We start from the raw sequence: 16830 nt of genomic DNA, 5'->3' as shown, positions 1-16830 counted from the left end.
GAACGGGTCGTTACGCTCGACCGCATGAAAAAGAGCGTGCTGACTCGCTACCGCGTGATGGCCTACGTCACCGGCGTGCTGCTGGTTCTGCTGACCTTCGGCATGATCGGCAAGTATGTGCTCGACCTGAACGGCGCGGCCGACTTCACGCGCGTCGTCAGCATCGCGCACGGCTGGCTGTACGTCGTGTACCTGATCTTCGCCTTCGACCTGGGCTCCAAGGCGAAGTGGCCGGTGGGCAAGCAGCTGTGGGTGCTGCTCGCCGGAACCATCCCGACGGCCGCGTTCTTCGTGGAGCGCAGGATCAGCCACGAGCTGGAGGCCCGGATCGCCGAGGACGCGCCCGCGCCCGCCAAGGCGTAACCGCACGCAGGCGCCACCGCCGCACGCGCGCGTGCGGCGGTCGTTCTCACCCGTTCGCCAGGTCACTCCCGTCAGCCATCGACATTTACTAGGACGTCCAAGTAAATTCGAAGGTATGGACGCTGACGCCATCGAGGAGGGCCGCCGCCGCTGGCAGGCCCGGTACGACGCCGCGCGCAAGCGCGAGGCCGACTTCACCACGCTCTCCGGCGACCCCGTGGAGCCGGTCTACGGGCCGCGGCCCGGTGACAACTACGACGGGTTCGAGCGGATCGGCTGGCCGGGTGAGTACCCCTTCACCCGTGGCCTGTACGCGACCGGCTACCGGGGGCGGACGTGGACCATCCGGCAGTTCGCCGGGTTCGGCAACGCCGAGCAGACCAACGAGCGCTACAAGATGATCCTCCGCAACGGCGGAGGCGGGCTCTCGGTCGCCTTCGACATGCCGACCCTCATGGGCCGTGACTCCGACGACCCGCGCTCGCTGGGCGAGGTCGGCCACTGCGGGGTCGCCATCGACTCGGCGGCCGACATGGAGGTCCTGTTCAAGGACATCCCGCTGGGCGACGTCACGACGTCGATGACCATCAGCGGCCCGGCCGTCCCCGTCTTCTGCATGTACCTGGTCGCCGCCGAGCGGCAGGGCGTCGACCCGTCCGTCCTGAACGGCACGCTCCAGACGGACATCTTCAAGGAGTACATCGCCCAGAAGGAGTGGCTCTTCCAGCCCGAGCCGCATCTGCGGCTCATCGGCGACCTGATGGAGTACTGCGCGGCCGGCATCCCCGCCTACAAGCCGCTGTCCGTCTCCGGCTACCACATCCGCGAGGCCGGGTCGACGGCCGCGCAGGAGCTGGCGTACACGCTGGCGGACGGCTTCGGGTACGTGGAGCTGGGCCTGTCGCGCGGGCTGGACGTGGACGTCTTCGCCCCCGGTCTGTCCTTCTTCTTCGACGCCCACGTCGACTTCTTCGAGGAGATCGCCAAGTTCCGCGCCGCGCGGCGGATCTGGGCCCGCTGGATGCGTGACGTCTACGGCGCGAAGTCCGAGAAGGCGCAGTGGCTGCGCTTCCACACGCAGACCGCGGGGGTCTCCCTCACCGCGCAGCAGCCGTACAACAACGTCGTACGGACGGCCGTGGAGGCCCTGGCGGCCGTGCTCGGCGGGACGAACTCGCTGCACACCAACGCGCTCGACGAGACCCTCGCCCTGCCGAGCGAGCAGGCGGCGGAGATCGCGCTGCGCACGCAGCAGGTGCTGATGGAGGAGACCGGCGTCGCCAACGTGGCCGACCCGCTGGGCGGTTCCTGGTACGTCGAGCAGCTGACCGACCGCATCGAGGCGGACGCGGAGAAGATCTTCGAGCAGATCAAGGAGCGCGGACTGCGGGCCCACCCCGACGGGAAGCACCCCATCGGCCCGATCACCTCCGGCATCCTGCGCGGGATCGAGGACGGCTGGTTCACCGGGGAGATCGCCGAGTCGGCGTTCCAGTACCAGCGGGCGCTGGAGAAGGGCGACAAGCGGGTCGTCGGCGTGAACTGTCACGACGGGTCGGTCACCGGGGACCTGGAGATCCTGCGGGTCAGCCACGAGGTGGAGCGCGAGCAGGTCCGGGCGCTGGGCGGGCGCAGGACGGCCCGTGACGACGCCGCGGTGCGTAGCGCACTGGACGCCATGCTGGCCGCAGCCCGCGGCGGCGCCAACATGATCGAGCCGATGCTGGACGCGGTGCGGGCGGAGGCCACGCTCGGGGAGATCTGCGGGGTGCTGCGGGACGAGTGGGGGGTGTACACCGAACCCGCCGGGTTCTGAGCTAGCTGTTCAGCCCGTGCAGCAGGACCCTGGTGAAGCTGCGGACCCATTCCTCGTCCGCCGGTTCCGCGCTCACCAGGGTGCGGTGCACCACCGCCCCCGCCACCATGTCGAAGATCAGGTCCACCGTGCGGGCCGCCGAGGCGGTGTCCGGTTCGGGGGGGAGTTCGCCCCGGGCCTGCGCCCGCGCGCGGCCCTCCAGGACCAGGCGCTTCTGACGGTCGACGACCGAGGCCCGGATGCGTTCCCGCAGTGCCTCGTCGCGGGTGGCTTCCGCCACCACCGCCATCAGGCCGCTCCTCGCCTCCGGAAGGGCCAGGATCGCGGCGAACTGGAGGACCACGCCCTCGATGTCGGCGGCCAGGGAGCCGCGGTCGGGCAGCTCCAGCGCGTCGAAGAGTTCCGCGACCGCGTCGACGACCAGTTCGTTCTTGCCCGCCCAGCGGCGGTAGAGCGTGGTTTTCGCAACCCCGGCGCGCGTCGCGACGTCTCCCAGGGTGAGCTTGGACCAGCCCAGTTCCACGAGAGCCTCGCGGGTCGCGGCCAGGATCGCGGCGTCCGCCGTGGTGCTGCGCGGACGCCCGGTGCGGCTGGCTGGGCTGCGGCTCTGCATCTTCTGACCATAAACCGGCGGTTCCCGTGGGGGGCCGTGAGGGAGATCACCGGGGGGTGGTGTCCCCGGCGTGCGGCGTGGCATTACGCTACGACTCGTAGCGAAAGCTCGTGAGGGACGTACACGGGCTTCGGCACACCGGCGTGGGGTGGGGACCCGGCGCCGAAAGGCACCGGACCGGCCTGGCTTTCACACCGTTTTTCACACGCGCGCGCAGTACGGGGGAGGATAGACGCATGCAGCCACGGAACATGTCCATGAGCGGAGTCGTCGACCTCGCCGCGGTGAAGGCGGCCCAGGAGGCCAAGGCGAAGGCGGAGCAGGCGCGCGCGCAAGCAGCCCGGGAGGGCGGGGCGGGGGCGATCTCCCCGGCCGATCTCGTCATCGACGTCGATGAGGCGGGGTTCGAGAGGGGCGTCCTGCAGCGTTCCGCCGAGGTGCCCGTCGTCATCGACTTCTGGGCCGAGTGGTGTGAGCCCTGCAAGCAGCTCAGCCCGGTGCTGGAGCGGCTGGCCGTCGAGTACAACGGCCGCTTCCTGCTCGCCAAGGTCGACGTCGACGCCAACCAGATGCTGATGCAGCAGTTCGGCATCCAGGGAATCCCCGCGGTGTTCGCGGTCGTCGCGGGGCAGGCGCTGCCGCTTTTCCAGGGAGCGGCGGGCGAGGCGCAGATCCGGCAGACGCTGGACCAGCTGGTGCAGGTCGGCGAGCAGCGCTTCGGTCTGACCGGTCTCACCGTCGACCCCGAGGCCGAGCCGGGCGGCGCCGCGGCGGCTCCCGAGCGTCCGGCCGGTCCGCACGACGGGCTCCTCGAGGCCGCCGTGCAGGCGCTGGACTCGGGTGACCTGGCCGGTGCCGTCCAGGCGTACAAGAACGTACTGAACGAGGACCCGGGCAACGAGGAGGCCAAACTGGGTCTCGCCCAGGCCGAGTTGCTCCAGCGGGTGCAGGGCGTCGACCCGCAGCAGGTGCGCCGGGACGCGGCCGACAAGCCGGCCGATGTGCAGGCGCAGATCGCCGCCGCCGACCTGGATCTGGTGGGCGGCCATGTGGAGGACGCGTTCGGCCGGCTGATCGAGACCGTGCAGCGCACGGTGGGTGACGACCGGGACACCGTACGGATGCGGCTGCTGGAGCTGTTCGAGGTCGTCGGGCCCGACGATCCCCGCGTGATCGCGGCGCGCAGGGCCCTGGCGCGCGCCCTGTTCTGACCAGTCGTTAAACACGCGGGCATGTGGTGCCCGCGTGAAAAGTTTGCCGTGAGAGGCTCACTGCGGCCGCGCTTTACCAAATCTTGGTAATCGCGGCCGCTGTTACTACGAGTAAGTCCTGGGCGTTGATCTGTCGGATTCTGTCCATCGATCAACAGCTTTGTGCCGCCGTTCGGCACCACCCTGTGTCGCCGACCGAGACCGATGGGTCGTTGTTCGGTTATCCGGCCGTTACTAGCGAGTAACGAACCCCCTTGTGCGGGCGGCGAGAATGCACCACGATCGGCCACGCTCGGTCCAATCCCGTACCCCGGCAGCCGGTTGGGTCGCGGGACGTCCTGGGTCCCCACCGAGCAGAGCCGGCGGCAGTGGCGCCGGCTCTTGGACAGGGGGGTCTTCGCCCTTCCGGTGAAGCCTGTCCAGCAGGGTTGTGCGTGATGCGTGTCAGGCGCGACCAGTGGTTGTCGCTCGGGGGTGATCGCCGGTGATTCGGGCGCAGTTGCGCCGCCGAGTGCAGGCGCTCTCCTTCCCGAGGACGTAGCACTTCTCCCATCCCTGCCCGGCTGAGCCTCGCATCGAGGCTGGTCAGGACAGGAGATGTACGTCCGAGAAGGAGGAAATATGGAGTCCCAGGTGCGTGGCGGGACCAGATGGAAGCGGTTCGCTGTGGTCATGGTGCCCAGCGTCGCCGCCACGGCTGCGATAGGTGTCGCCCTCGCGCAGGGCGCTCTCGCCGCGTCGTTCAGTGTCTCCGGGCAGTCGTTCAAGGTCACGACCGACCAGCTCGTCGGTGAGGGCTTCTCGCAGTACGGCGCCCTCGACGAGGGATACACGCTCGACGGCAAGAAGTCGGTGCACCCGGTCGCGGTCTCGTCGTTCAAGACGGCGACGATCAAGAACCTGTGCCAGTCGGTCGTCACCCCGAACATTCCGGTGCTCGGGAACGTCAGCCTGATCCTGCGTGCGGGACAGGGGGCGAAGCCGGTAGAGGCGCAGAACCTCTACATCGACGTCGCCGACCTCAGCGCCGACGCGACGTTCGAGAACATCGACATCGGTGTGGCCGCCAAGGACGCCACCAAGGGTCCGGCCATGAGGAAGGGCGAGACGGCGAACCCGTACGGCTTCGCCCAGCAGGCGGACAGGGCGACCCTGACCGACGTGAAGCAGACGGCGTGGGCGACCACCGCCGGAACCTTCAAGCTCAGCGGCCTGAAGATGTCGCTGTCGACGGGTGTCAAGGAGTGCTACTAAGCACTCGATGACGGGCGGGGGAGCCGGTGGCGCCCCCGCCCGTCCACCTTCCGGCCGCGCCTTCACGCGGGGCCCACATCACCACCACAGCAACGCTGTACCAGGGAGCTGTTTTTCCATGAGCGCCGAGACTCCTGCCGCCACCGGCCAGTTCACCCTCCGGAGGCAGCAGTTCCGCGCCTGGCGGGGTGAGCGGCCGTTCTGGGCCGGGCTGTTCGTCCTCCTCAGTGGACTGCCCATCGCCTACTTCCCGTACGCGAACCTCCAGATCGGTCACCTGACGCTGGCGATGGCAACCACCGCGGGTGCCGGGTCCCTGATCATCGGCGTGCTGCTCGTCGTACTGGGCGTCAGCCTCTGGTTCCAGAAGCACGTCCGCGTCTTCGCGGGAGTCGCGGCGATCCTGCTGGCGCTGGTGTCCATCCCCGTGTCGAACATCGGCGGCTTCCTCGTCGGCTTCCTCCTCGCCCTCGTGGGCGGGGCGATGGCCGTGGCCTGGGCGCCGGGCGCACGTCCCGCGGGACAGCCCGCCGCCATGGCCAGCACCGGCACGGGCGGGACTCCCGAGGCCACCGACCACGACACCACGGTGCTGAAGCCCGTGGACGGGGTGGACGAGCCGAACGATCTGTCAGGAACGAACCCGGCCAACGGGGCGAACGGGAGGCACAGTGCCGGCTGACGAGGTGACCCACGGGGCTGATGTGGAGGCGTTCCGTGTGAGAACCGGGCCGCGCCACGCGGCACCCAAGAAGCCGCTGTTCACCAGGTTCAACAGGCCGACCGGCAAGGCGATAGCCATGGCGGCGATGCCGACGGCGGTGCTCATGGGTATGGGCTTCACGTCGACGCTCGCCATCGCCGACAGCGACACCCCGGCGGCGCCGACGTCGAAGAGCCTGACGGCCGACGAGTACAAGGACTGTGTGGCGGCCCTGGAGGACTCCGGCAAGGACTCCGGCAAGGACGCCGAGGGCGACGCCTCCGCCTCGCCCACGCCGTCCCCCTCGGCGAGCGACGGCGCGACGGACGAGAAGGACGACCAGGGCGACACCGCCCCGAAGCCGTCCCCCTCGGGTGGCACGGATGCGGACAACGGCGGTTCCCCTTCGTCGGATTCAGGTTCCGACGACGAGGCCGAGCCGAAGCCGACCCCGTCCACGAGCGCGCCCGCCACGGGCGGCGACGACGCGGCCGCCACTGCGTCCCCGTCGCCGTCCGAGAGCGGTGGCAACGTGCTGGAGGACATCGGCGACGCGATCGGCGGCATCTTCGACGGCGGGGACAAGGACGGGGCGAGCCCCGGCCCGACCCCGTCCGCCTCGGCCTCGGAGAGCACTGAGAAGCCGGCCGAGGACGCCCCCGGCGCCGAGCAGGACCCGGCCGAGAAGGCCACCGGCACGGTCGAGGACACCGTCAAGGACACCACCGGCAAGGCGTCCGAGACGGTGAAGGACACCGGCAAGACGGTGGAGGACACCACCAAGGCCGTCGAGAAGGCGGCCGAGGACGCGGCGGAGAAGGCGAAGGAGGCCACCGCCTCGCCCAGCCCCTCCCCGAGCGCCACCACGGACCCCGACGACTGCCCGGCCGCGACCGACGCCGAAGGCGGCGTCGACAACAAGGTGCCGCTGCCCGACGACCCGTGGTTCCTCAACGCCAGCTCGCTGACGCTGAAGGGCGCCGACTACAAGGGCGTCGTCGAGGTGCGCACCGCCAACGGCTCGGTCAAGAAGGTGCTGAAGTACGTCATCTCCGGCGGCACCGACATCGGCGACCTGCACCAGACGGTCCAGGACAAGCAGTCCGGCAAGACCTACCACGTGCAGGCGGCCAAGGGCTCGACGTCCACGATCACCGGTGGCGACACGGTGATGTACACGGAGAGCATCTCCGGCAACCTGCTCGGACTGATCCCGATCACGTTCGACCCGGAGCACCCGCCGCCGCTCAACATCCCGCTGATCTACTTCACCAACGTGAAGGTCCAGCAGGCCGGCCAGTTCGGCGGGACCCTGCATGTGCCGGGGCTGCACAACTTCATCACCGACTGAGCGCCCCTCAGAGCCCGTTCGGGAGCCGCACACACCGAGGGCGCCCCCTGGAATCCCAGGGGGCGCCCTCGGCGCGTACACGGGCCCTCAGGGCCCTTTCCGGATCAGCCCTTGGCCTCGCCCAGGTGGTGGACCCGCACCATGTTGGTGGTGCCGGGCACGCCGGGGGGCGAACCGGCGGTGATGACCACGATGTCGCCCTCGTTGAAGCGGTTCAGCTTCACCAGCTCCTGCTCCACCAGGTCGACCATCTCGTCGGTGCTGTTCACGAACGGCACCACGTACGGCTCCACGCCCCAGCTCAGCGCCATCTGGTTGCGGGTGCCCTCGTCGGTGGTGAAGGCGATGATCGGCTGCTGCGCGCGGTAGCGCGACAGGCGGCGGGCCGTGTCACCGGACTGGGTGAAGGCCACCAGGCCCCGGCCGCCGAGGAAGTCGGCGATCTCGCAGGCCGCACGGGCCACCGAACCGCCCTGCGTGCGCGGCTTCTTGCCCGGGACGAGCGGCTGGAGGCCCTTGGACATCAGCTCCTGCTCGGCCGCGGTGACGATCTTCGACATCGTCTTCACGGTCTCGATCGGGTACGCGCCCACGCTCGACTCGGCGGACAGCATGACCGCGTCGGCACCGTCCAGGATCGCGTTGGCCACGTCGGAGGCCTCGGCGCGGGTCGGACGGGAGTTGGTGATCATCGACTCCATCATCTGGGTCGCCACGATCACCGGCTTGGCGTTGCGCCGGCACAGCTCGATCAGGCGCTTCTGCACCATGGGGACCTTCTCGAGCGGGTACTCGACGGCCAGGTCACCGCGGGCGACCATCACACCGTCGAACGCCATCACGACGTCCTCCATGTTCTGCACCGCCTGCGGCTTCTCCACCTTGGCGATGACCGGGACGCGGCGGCCCTCCTCGTCCATGACGCGGTGCACGTCCTGGACGTCCTTGGCATCGCGGACGAAGGACAGCGCGACCAGGTCGCAGCCCATGCGGAGGGCGAAGCGGAGGTCCTCGACGTCCTTCTCGGACAGAGCGGGCACGTTGACGGCCGCGCCGGGCAGGTTGATGCCCTTGTGGTCGGAGATGACGCCGCCCTCGATGACGATCGTCTTCACCCGGTGGCCCTCGACCTCGGTGACCTTCAGTTCGACGTTGCCGTCGTTGATGAGCACCTGGTCGCCCTTGGTGACATCGCCGGGCAGGCCCTTGTAGGTCGTCCCGCAGATCGTCTTGTCGCCCGGGACGTCCTCGGTGGTGATGGTGAACTCGTCACCGCGCACCAGCTCCACGGGACCCTCGGCGAAGGTCTCCAGACGGATCTTCGGGCCCTGGAGGTCGGCGAGGACACCGATGGCCCGGCCGGTCTCCTTGGCGGCGGCACGGAGCCGGTCGTACCGGCCCTGGTGCTCGGCGTGGCTGCCGTGGCTGAAGTTGAAGCGGGCCACGTTCATGCCGGCTTCGATCAACGCGACAAGCTGATCGTGGGAGTCGACCGCGGGGCCGAGAGTACAGACGATTTTCGAACGGCGCATGGGCGCGATCCTATCGGTTTGTTTCCCAGCGGAATATTCCGTCTGGCGGAAAATACAAAAGGGCGGGATGCCGCTCAGGTGTGATTCCCCGAACCAATTACCAGCGCGTAGGTCTGTGTCGCGATCTCCAATTCCTCGTCAGTAGGGACCACCGCCACGGCGACCCGGGCACCCTCGGGCGAGATCAGCCGTGCCTCGTCGCCGCGCACGGCGTTGCGCTCGCCGTCCACCGCCAGGCCCAGCTCCTCAAGGCCCGCCAGGGCGGCCGCCCGCACGGGAGCCGCGTTCTCGCCGACACCGGCGGTGAAGGCGACCGCGTCCACCCGCCCGAGTACGGCGTAATAGGCGCCGATGTACTTCTTCAGCCGGTGAATGTAGATGTCGAACGCCAGCTCCGCCTGCTCGTCGCCCTCGTCGACGCGGCGGCGGATCTCCCTCATGTCGTTGTCACCGCACAGACCGATCAGACCGCTCTTCTTGTTGAGAAGAGTGTCGATCTCGTCGGCGGACATTCCACCAACACGCATCAAATGGAAGATGACGGCCGGGTCCATGTCTCCCGAGCGCGTACCCATCACGAGCCCCTCCAAAGGCGTCAGCCCCATGGAGGTGTCCACACAGCGACCGCCCCGCACGGCCGAGGCAGACGCCCCGTTGCCCAGGTGCAGCACGATCACGTTCGTCTCGGCGGGGTCCTTGCCCAGGAGCTCCGCCGTGGCCCGGGAGACGTAGGCGTGCGAGGTGCCGTGGAAGCCGTAGCGCCGCACGCGGTGCTCGTCGGCGGTCTTCACGTCGATCGCGTAGCGGGCGGCCGACTCCGGCATGGTCGTGTGGAACGCGGTGTCGAAGACGGCGACCTGCGGCAGGTCGGGCCGCAGCACCTGGGCCGTGCGGATCCCGGTGAGGTTGGCCGGGTTGTGCAGCGGGGCCACCGGGATGAGCCGCTCGATCTCGGCGAGCACCGCCTCGTCGATGACGGTCGGCTCGGTGAAGGTCTTGCCGCCGTGCACCACGCGGTGCCCGATCGCGGCCAGTTCGGGCGAGTCGAGACCGAGGCCGTCCTTGGCGAGCTCCTCGGCGACGGCCTTGAGGGCGGCGTCGTGGTCGGCGATCGCGCCGCCGCGCTCCCGGCTCTCGCCGCCGGCCGGGGTGTGCTTCAGCCGGGAGGTCTGCTCGCCGATGCGCTCGACCAGGCCCACCGCCAGCCGGCTGCTGTCGCGCATGTCGAGCAACTGGTACTTGACCGACGAGGAACCGGAGTTGAGGACGAGGACACGGGTGGGACTCACTGGGCGGTCGCCTTCTCGCTCGGGGACGGGGCGGGGGTCTGGGCCTGGATCGCCGTGATGGCGACGGTGTTGACGATGTCCTGGACGAGGGCGCCCCGGGACAGGTCGTTGACCGGCTTGCGCAGACCCTGGAGCACCGGGCCGACCGCGATCGCGCCGGCCGAGCGCTGCACGGCCTTGTACGTGTTGTTGCCGGTGTTCAGATCGGGGAAGATCAGCACGCTCGCCTGCCCGGCGACCTCCGAGCCGGGCAGCTTGGTCGCCGCGACCGACGGCTCCACGGCGGCGTCGTACTGGATCGGGCCCTCGATCTTCAGGTCGGGCCGGCGCGCGCGCACGAGCTCGGTGGCCTCGCGCACCTTGTCCACGTCGGCGCCGGAGCCGGAGGTGCCCGTGGAGTACGACAGCATGGCGATGCGGGGCTCCACGCCGAACTGCTCGGCCGTGGTCGCCGACTGGATGGCGATGTCCGCGAGCTGCTGGGCGTTCGGGTCCGGGTTGACCGCGCAGTCGCCGTAGACGAGGACCTTGTCGGCCAGGCACATGAAGAACACCGACGAGACGATGTCGGCGTCCGGCCTGGTCTTGATGATCTCGAAGGCCGGCCTGATCGTCGCGGCCGTGGAGTGCACCGAGCCCGACACCATGCCGTCGGCGAGGCCCTCCTGGACCATCAGCGTGCCGAAGTAGTTCACGTCGGAGACCACGTCGTAGGCCAGCTCCACGGTGACGCCCCGGTGCGCGCGCAGGGCCGCGTACTTCTCGGCGAAGGCGTCGCGCAGGTCGGAGGCGGCCGGGTCGATCAGCTGGGACTCGCCGAGGTCGATGCCGAGATCGGCGGCCTTCTTGCGGATCTGGTCGACCGGGCCGAGCAGGGTCAGCTCGCACACACCCCGGCGCAGCAGCACCTCGGCGGCGTGCAGCACACGCTCCTCGGTGCCCTCGGGCAGGACGACCCGGCGCAGGTCGGAGCGGGCCTGCTCCAGCAGTTTGTGCTCGAACATCATCGGCGTCACGCGGTCGCTGCTCGGCGCGGAGACGCGGCGGGCGAGGTCGCCGGTGTCGGCGTACCGCTCGAACAGGCCGAGTGCCCGCTCCGCCTTGCGCGGGGTGGCCGCGTTCAGCTTGCCCTCCAGGGAGAACAGCTGCTCGGCGGTGGGGAAGCTGGTGCCGGCCACCGACAGCACCGGGGTGCCGGGGGCGAGGCGGTCGGCGAGGGTGAGGATGTCGTCTCCGGGCACCTCGTCCAGGGTGAGCAGCACGCCCGCTATCGGCGGGGTGCCGGCGCTGTGCGCGGCGAGCGCGCCGACGACCAGGTCGGCGCGGTCGCCCGGGGTGACGACGAGGCAGCCCGGGGTCAGCGCGCCCAGGAAGTTCGGCAGCATCGCGCCGCCGAAGACGAAGCCGAGCACGTCCCGGGCGAGCCCCGAGTCGTCGCCGAGCACCACCTTGGCGCCGAGGGCGTGGCCGATCTGCGACACGGTCGGCGCGGACAGCGCGGGCTCGTCGGGCAGGACGTAACAGGGCACGGGCAGCCGGGAGTCGAGCTGGCCGGCGATCTCCTCGCGGTCCTCGCGGGCCACCCGGTTGGCGACCATGGCCAGGACGTCGCAGCCCAGGGTGGCGTAGGCGCGGTAGGCGTTGCGGGTCTCCGCGAGTACGGACTCGACGGTCTGCTTGCGTCCGCCGACGACCGGGATCACCGACGCGCCGAACTCGTTCGCCAGCCGGGCGTTGAGTGACAGCTCGTCCGGGAGCTGGGTGTCGGCGTAGTCGGTGCCGAGGACCAGGACGACGTCGTAGTCCCGGGCGACCAGGTGGAAGCGGTCGACGAGCGTGGACACCAGCTCGTCCGTGCCGGCCTCGGCCTGGAGGGCGGACGCCTCGTGGTAGTCCATGCCGTAGACGGTCGCCGGGTCCTGGGTGAGCCGGTAGCGGGCGCGCAGCAGCTCGAAGAGGCGGTCGGGCCCGTCGTGGACCAGGGGACGGAACACACCGACCCGGTCGACCTGCCGGGTGAGGAGTTCCATGACCCCCAGTTCGACGACCTGGCGTCCGTCGCCGCGGTCGATGCCGGTCACGTACACGCTGCGGGTCACGCGCGCTCTCCGTTTCGTCTCGGATGGGGGGGCAGGCCTCACACCCACGGCTTTCCAGCCTGGGGCACAAAAATCGCCCACCTAGGTGAGCAGAACCCTCTTGACAATACCTCTGCCGCTAGATAAGGCGCCCGTCAGGCCGGGGTGCCGCACCGGGCTGTGGGGCGTGAAACAATCGGCAGTGGCTCACCGGTGTCAACAGCGAGCAGGAGACACAGCACGATGCGTATCGGAGTTCTCACCGCAGGCGGCGACTGTCCCGGCCTGAACGCCGTGATCCGGTCGGTCGTGCACCGGGCGGTCGACAACTACGGCGACGAGGTCATCGGCTTCGAGGACGGCTACGCGGGCCTGCTCGACGGCCGCTTCCGCAGTCTCGACCTGGAGTCCGTCAGTGGCATCCTGGCCCGCGGCGGCACCATCCTCGGGTCGTCCCGGCTGGAGCGCGACCGGCTCCGGGAGGCCTGCGAGAACGCCTCCGACATGATCCACGAGTTCGGCATCGACGCGCTGATCCCGATCGGCGGCGAGGGCACGCTGACGGCCGCGCGCATGCTGAGCGACGCGGGTCTGCCCGTCGTGGGCGTCCCGAAGACGATCGACAACGACATCTCCTCCACGGACCGCACCTTCGGCTTCGACACCGCGGTGGGTGTCGCCACCGAGGCGATGGACCGGCTCAAGACCACCGCCGAATCCCACCAGCGGGTGATGGTGGTGGAGGTCATGGGCCGGCACGCCGGCTGGATCGCCCTGGAGTCCGGCATGGCGGCCGGTGCACACGGGATCTGCCTGCCGGAGCGGCCGTTCGACCCGGCCGATCTCGTGAAGATGGTCGAGGAGCGGTTCGCCCGCGGCAAGAAGTTCGCGGTGGTCTGCGTCGCCGAGGGCGCCCATCCCGCCGAGGGCTCCATGGACTACAACAAGGGCGCCATAGACAAGTTCGGCCACGAGCGCTTCCAGGGCATCGGCACCGCCCTCGCCCACGAGCTGGAGCGGCGCCTCGGCAAGGAGGCCAAGCCGGTCATCCTCGGCCACGTCCAGCGCGGTGGAGTGCCGACCGCCTACGACCGCGTCCTCGCCACCCGGTTCGGCTGGCACGCGGTGGAGGCGGCGCACCAGGGCCGGTTCGGCCGGATGACCGCCCTGCGCGGGACGGACATCGTGATGGTCCCGCTCGCGGAGGCCGTGACCGAGCTGAAGACGGTGCCGAAGGACCGGATGGACGAGGCCGAGTCGGTCTTCTAGCCGGCCTCCAGGTCGGTGTCGTCCTGGAGCTTCGTCCAGAAGTGCTCCACGATCCGGTCCAGGAAGTCCTGGCCGGCGCCCCCCGCGTCACCGCTGCCGCCGCCCCAGCTCAGGGTGGCGGCCATGTGCCCCTGGTAGTCCTCGTGCAGGCCCTGAAGGGCAGATTCCAGGAACCGCCGGTCCAGGGGCACCAGTTTGGCCACCGGGCGGACATAGGCCTGCCAGCGGGTGGTGGCGGCGCTGCGCAGCAGGTCGCCCAGTTTGCCGTCCCGGCCGGTGACGGTGACGAAGTCCGGCAGTGCGAGCCCGAGCAGATCGGCCAGGGCGGCGGACTGCCGGTCCGTGCCGCGCCAGGTGTCGGTCTCCTCCATGCGCAGATACGCGTGCACGTCGTGCCCCACGGCCCGGGCCACGTCCTCCGGGGCGAGGCAGCGGGCGATGCGGTGTTCGCGCAGGGTGCGCGGTCTGCCGATGAGTTCGGCGGGCGAGCACCACAGCACGCCCGCGAGAGCGGTGAGTTCGGAGTTGGTCGGGGCGGCCGCCCCGCGTTCCCAGGCCATCACGTGGTCCGGGGTGATGTGGGGATGCCCGTACGAGACGCGCATGCCGTAGGCGACGTGCTCGGGGGCCATGCCGAGGGCCGCGCGCAGCCGGCGGGCGGCGGGGGCGTTGAAGGGCGGGACCGCGGGGGCGGACTGCGGCGGGGGAGAGGGCGGGGACTGGCTCGGTCGGGCTGAAGGTCGGCGCACGGCCCACAAGCTAGGGCGGCGGGGGTGGACTGACTACGGTCTGTTCGGCCAGGATCACGGATTGTAGGAAGCTACGGCTACCCGCGGGTTCGACCGGGGCTGAAGATCGTCTGTCGGCCGGGGCGGAGGCGGGGCGAGGATGGCGCCGGGTCCCGTGATCGCGGGCCCGGAAAGGTAGTGACTCACGTGAACGGCAAGCTCAACGGGCATATTCGCGAGCGTCTTCTCGCGCCGAACTTCTGGCATCTCGCGACGGTGGGGGCGGACGGGGCACCTCAGGTGTCGCCCATGTGGGCGGACATCGAAGGGGAGTACGTCATGGTCAACACCTCGGTGGGGCGGGTGAAGGAGGAGAACCTGCGGCGCAATCCGTACGTTTCGCTGTCGCACCACGACCCCGGGAACCCGTACGACCGGGCGGAGATCCGCGGGAAGGTCGTGCGGTTCGTGGAGGGGGAGGCCGCGGAGCGGGCCATGGACCGGCTGGCGCGCAAGTACCTCGGCGAGGACCGGTACCCGTGGCTGCTGCCGGGTGAGCGCCGGGTGATGCTGCTCATCGAGCCGACGCGGGTGCGGAGGCTGGAGGGGGTCGAGCCGTTCCGGGCGGGCGTGCTGCCGGAGGGGGCGGCCGGCTGACCCAGGGCAGGGCCCGGGCGGGCGCCGCACCGTGGATCGCCCTGCCGGCGCACGGCTCCCGGTGCCCGTCGGGCGCAGGTCGGCGAGCTGCGCCCTGCCGAGCGCTGCTGCTGCGCGGCACGCCGAGGTCGTTCGACGTGGAGCGGCCGGGTCCGGTGCGTGACAGCGGCCGTGCCCGACAACTTCCCCACCCGCTTCAGCCCTTGACCGCCCCACCCAGTGCGAAGCCCCCTCCCAGGCGCCGTGCGATCAGGACGTACAGGAGGATCACCGGCGTCGAGTAGACGATGGAGAACGCCGCCAGCTGGCCGTACGCCACCATGCCGCGGTTGCCGAAGAAGTCGTTGATGCTGACCGACGCGGGCATCTGGTCGGGGGTGAGCAGGAGCATGAAGGGGACGAAGAAGTTGCCCCACATCATGACGAAGGAGAAGACCGTCACCACCGCCACGCCCGGGCCCATCAGAGGCAGCACGATGCGGAGCAGGGACTGGAGCGACGACGCCCCGTCGGTCCAGGCGGCCTCCTCCAGTTCCTTCGGTACGCCGTCCATGAAGTTCTTCATCAGCCAGATGGCGAAAGGGAGTTGGGACGCGGTGAAGAAGAAGATCGTGCCCTGCACGGTGTCGATCAGGTCCACTTGGACGAAGAGCGCGTAGACCGGAACCATGATCGCGGTGATGGGCAGGCTCGTGGCGAAGAGGATCGTCAGCAGGAACGGGCGGTTGAAGCGGGAGCGGAAGCGGGAGAGCGGGTAGGCGGCCAGGGCCGCGCAGACCACCGTCAGCAGGGTCGCACCGCCGCACAGGATCAGACTGTTGAGGAGGGGGGTGAAGGTGATCTCGGGGGTGAGGATCGCGTCGAAGTTGTCGAGAGTGAGGCCGTCGGGGGTTTTCACCCTCAGGTTCGCGTGGGGGTCCAGGGCCGAGAGGACCACCCAGGCCAGGGGGAGCACGAACGCGGCCGCGACCACCAGGAGGCCCGCGTCCGCGGCCAGACGGCGGGTCGTGCGGCGGGATCCCGGCGTGAGGGCCATGCGCGTCAGACCTCCGTCCGCAACAGGCGCAGGTAGATGAGGGAGAAGAGCGAGCCGACCAGGAGAAGCAGCAGGGCGACGGCCGTGCCGTAGCCGATCAGGCTGTTCTGGAAGGCCTGTTCGTACATGAAGAGCGGGAGCGTCTGGCTCCTGCCGCCGGGGCCGCCTCTCGTCATCACCCAGATCAGGCCGAAGACCGACAGCGTCTGCAGGGTGTTGAGCATGAGGTTCGTGCCGATGGAGCGGCGGATCATGGGCAGGGTGATGTGCCACATGCGCTGCCGGCCGCCGGCTCCGTCGACCTCGGCCGCCTCGGTGATCTCCTTGGGGATCTCGTTCAGCGCGGCCGAGTAGACCAGCATCGAGAAGGCCGTGCCGCGCCAGACGTTGGCGAAGGACACCGCCAGGATCGGGAGGGTGAACAGCCAGTTCTGGGAGGGCAGGTGGAGCCAGTCCAGGACGGCGTTCAGTGTGCCCTCACGGCGGAAGAAGGCGTAGAGGAGGAAACCGGCGACGACCTCCGGCAGGACCCACGCCGTGACGACGATGCCGCCGGTGAGGGTGCGGACCGGCTTCGACGCGCGCTGCATCAGCGCGGCGAGGGCCAGGCCGAGGGTGTTCTGCCCGATCAGGGACGACACGACCGTGAACACCAGGGTCAGCCACACGGCGTTGAGGAACGCCTCGTCCCCGAAGGCCCGGGTGAAGTTGTCGAAGCCGACGAACGACTCCTGGGCCTGGCCGGTGAGCTGGAGGTCCGTGAAGGCGATGGAGACGCAGTAGGCGATCGGACCGGCGAGGAAGAGGAGCAGCAGGACGACCGCGGGGGCCAGGGGCAGGAGCCGCACCGGCAGGCGGGGGCCGCGTGCCGGGTGCGTGTCCTCGGTGGTCTTGGTGAGTCGCGGGTGGGGTGCGGTGGCGGTCATGTCC

15 protein-coding genes are annotated in these 16830 nt (G+C 69.9%); 8 read left to right on the top strand and 7 right to left on the bottom strand.

The window, feature by feature from the left end:
* The first annotated feature begins 24 nt into the window (after positions 1-24).
* Both ACIRDU_RS23305 and ACIRDU_RS23300 read left to right on the top strand, forming a co-directional pair.
* Positions 25-363, top strand: coding sequence for a DUF3817 domain-containing protein (locus tag ACIRDU_RS23305; RefSeq protein WP_403582285.1), 339 nt, complete (start codon positions 25-27; stop codon positions 361-363).
* 115 nt (positions 364-478) lie between these two features.
* Positions 479-2179 carry a methylmalonyl-CoA mutase gene (locus ACIRDU_RS23300; protein WP_403582283.1) on the top strand — a complete coding sequence of 567 codons (1701 nt, stop codon included), beginning with the start codon at positions 479-481 and terminating at the stop codon, positions 2177-2179.
* A 1-nt stretch (position 2180) separates the two neighbouring features.
* On the opposite strand, the gene ACIRDU_RS23295 is transcribed toward ACIRDU_RS23300, so the two are convergent.
* Positions 2181-2792 (bottom strand): TetR/AcrR family transcriptional regulator, encoded by a 612-nt coding sequence (locus tag ACIRDU_RS23295; protein ID WP_403582282.1) that lies wholly within the window; start codon positions 2790-2792, stop codon positions 2181-2183.
* Positions 2793-3028: 236 nt separating this feature from the next.
* Here ACIRDU_RS23295 and ACIRDU_RS23290 point away from each other — a divergent pair, with 236 nt between their 5' ends.
* From ACIRDU_RS23290 to ACIRDU_RS23275, 4 genes are all read left to right on the top strand, one after another.
* Positions 3029-4003: a tetratricopeptide repeat protein gene (locus ACIRDU_RS23290; RefSeq protein ID WP_403582281.1), complete on the top strand. Its 975-nt coding sequence runs from the start codon at positions 3029-3031 to the stop codon at positions 4001-4003.
* Between the two features lie 621 nt (positions 4004-4624).
* Positions 4625-5257 carry a DUF6230 family protein gene (locus ACIRDU_RS23285; protein ID WP_403582279.1) on the top strand — a complete coding sequence of 211 codons (633 nt, stop codon included), beginning with the start codon at positions 4625-4627 and terminating at the stop codon, positions 5255-5257.
* 118 nt (positions 5258-5375) lie between these two features.
* On the top strand, positions 5376-5939 hold the full coding sequence (locus ACIRDU_RS23280; protein ID WP_403582278.1) for a DUF6114 domain-containing protein: 564 nt from the start codon (positions 5376-5378) through the stop codon (positions 5937-5939).
* Positions 5929-7311, top strand: a complete 1383-nt coding sequence (locus ACIRDU_RS23275; RefSeq protein WP_403582277.1) for a hypothetical protein — start codon at positions 5929-5931, stop codon at positions 7309-7311. The genes ACIRDU_RS23280 and ACIRDU_RS23275 overlap by 11 nt, the downstream gene beginning before the upstream one ends.
* Before the next feature lie 104 nt (positions 7312-7415).
* Here the strand turns inward: ACIRDU_RS23275 and pyk are convergent, their stop codons facing one another.
* The 3 genes from pyk to pta all read right to left on the bottom strand — a co-directional run bounded on the left by pyk (position 7416) and on the right by pta (position 12231).
* Positions 7416-8843, bottom strand: coding sequence for a pyruvate kinase (gene pyk, locus ACIRDU_RS23270; protein WP_403582275.1), 1428 nt, complete (start codon positions 8841-8843; stop codon positions 7416-7418).
* Between the two features lie 74 nt (positions 8844-8917).
* Positions 8918-10132 carry an acetate kinase gene (locus ACIRDU_RS23265; RefSeq protein ID WP_403582274.1) on the bottom strand — a complete coding sequence of 405 codons (1215 nt, stop codon included), beginning with the start codon at positions 10130-10132 and terminating at the stop codon, positions 8918-8920.
* Positions 10129-12231 (bottom strand): phosphate acetyltransferase, encoded by a 2103-nt coding sequence (pta, locus tag ACIRDU_RS23260; RefSeq protein WP_403582272.1) that lies wholly within the window; start codon positions 12229-12231, stop codon positions 10129-10131. The genes ACIRDU_RS23265 and pta overlap by 4 nt, the downstream gene beginning before the upstream one ends.
* Before the next feature lie 222 nt (positions 12232-12453).
* Here pta and ACIRDU_RS23255 point away from each other — a divergent pair, with 222 nt between their 5' ends.
* Complete coding sequence (locus tag ACIRDU_RS23255) at positions 12454-13479, top strand: ATP-dependent 6-phosphofructokinase (protein WP_403582271.1); 1026 nt, start codon at positions 12454-12456, stop codon at positions 13477-13479.
* Here ACIRDU_RS23255 and ACIRDU_RS23250 read toward each other — a convergent pair.
* Complete coding sequence (locus ACIRDU_RS23250) at positions 13476-14237, bottom strand: XRE family transcriptional regulator (protein WP_403582269.1); 762 nt, start codon at positions 14235-14237, stop codon at positions 13476-13478. The two genes, ACIRDU_RS23255 and ACIRDU_RS23250, sit on opposite strands and share 4 nt — an antisense overlap.
* A gap of 177 nt (positions 14238-14414) precedes the next feature.
* On the opposite strand from ACIRDU_RS23250, the gene ACIRDU_RS23245 reads away from it, so the two are divergent.
* Positions 14415-14864: a PPOX class F420-dependent oxidoreductase gene (locus ACIRDU_RS23245; RefSeq protein ID WP_403582268.1), complete on the top strand. Its 450-nt coding sequence runs from the start codon at positions 14415-14417 to the stop codon at positions 14862-14864.
* Positions 14865-15060: 196 nt separating this feature from the next.
* On the opposite strand, the gene ACIRDU_RS23240 is transcribed toward ACIRDU_RS23245, so the two are convergent.
* On the bottom strand, positions 15061-15900 hold the full coding sequence (locus ACIRDU_RS23240) for a carbohydrate ABC transporter permease (protein ID WP_403582266.1): 840 nt from the start codon (positions 15898-15900) through the stop codon (positions 15061-15063).
* A 5-nt stretch (positions 15901-15905) separates the two neighbouring features.
* The gene (locus tag ACIRDU_RS23235) at positions 15906-16826 is read right to left on the bottom strand and encodes a carbohydrate ABC transporter permease (protein WP_403582264.1); all 921 of its coding nucleotides are present in this window, start codon (positions 16824-16826) and stop codon (positions 15906-15908) included.
* Positions 16827-16830 lie beyond the last annotated feature (4 nt).

The organism is Streptomyces sp. NPDC093598 (assembly GCF_044764825.1).
Lineage (GTDB): Bacteria > Actinomycetota > Actinomycetes > Streptomycetales > Streptomycetaceae > Streptomyces.
This window is presented reverse-complemented; position numbering and strand designations above follow the sequence as displayed.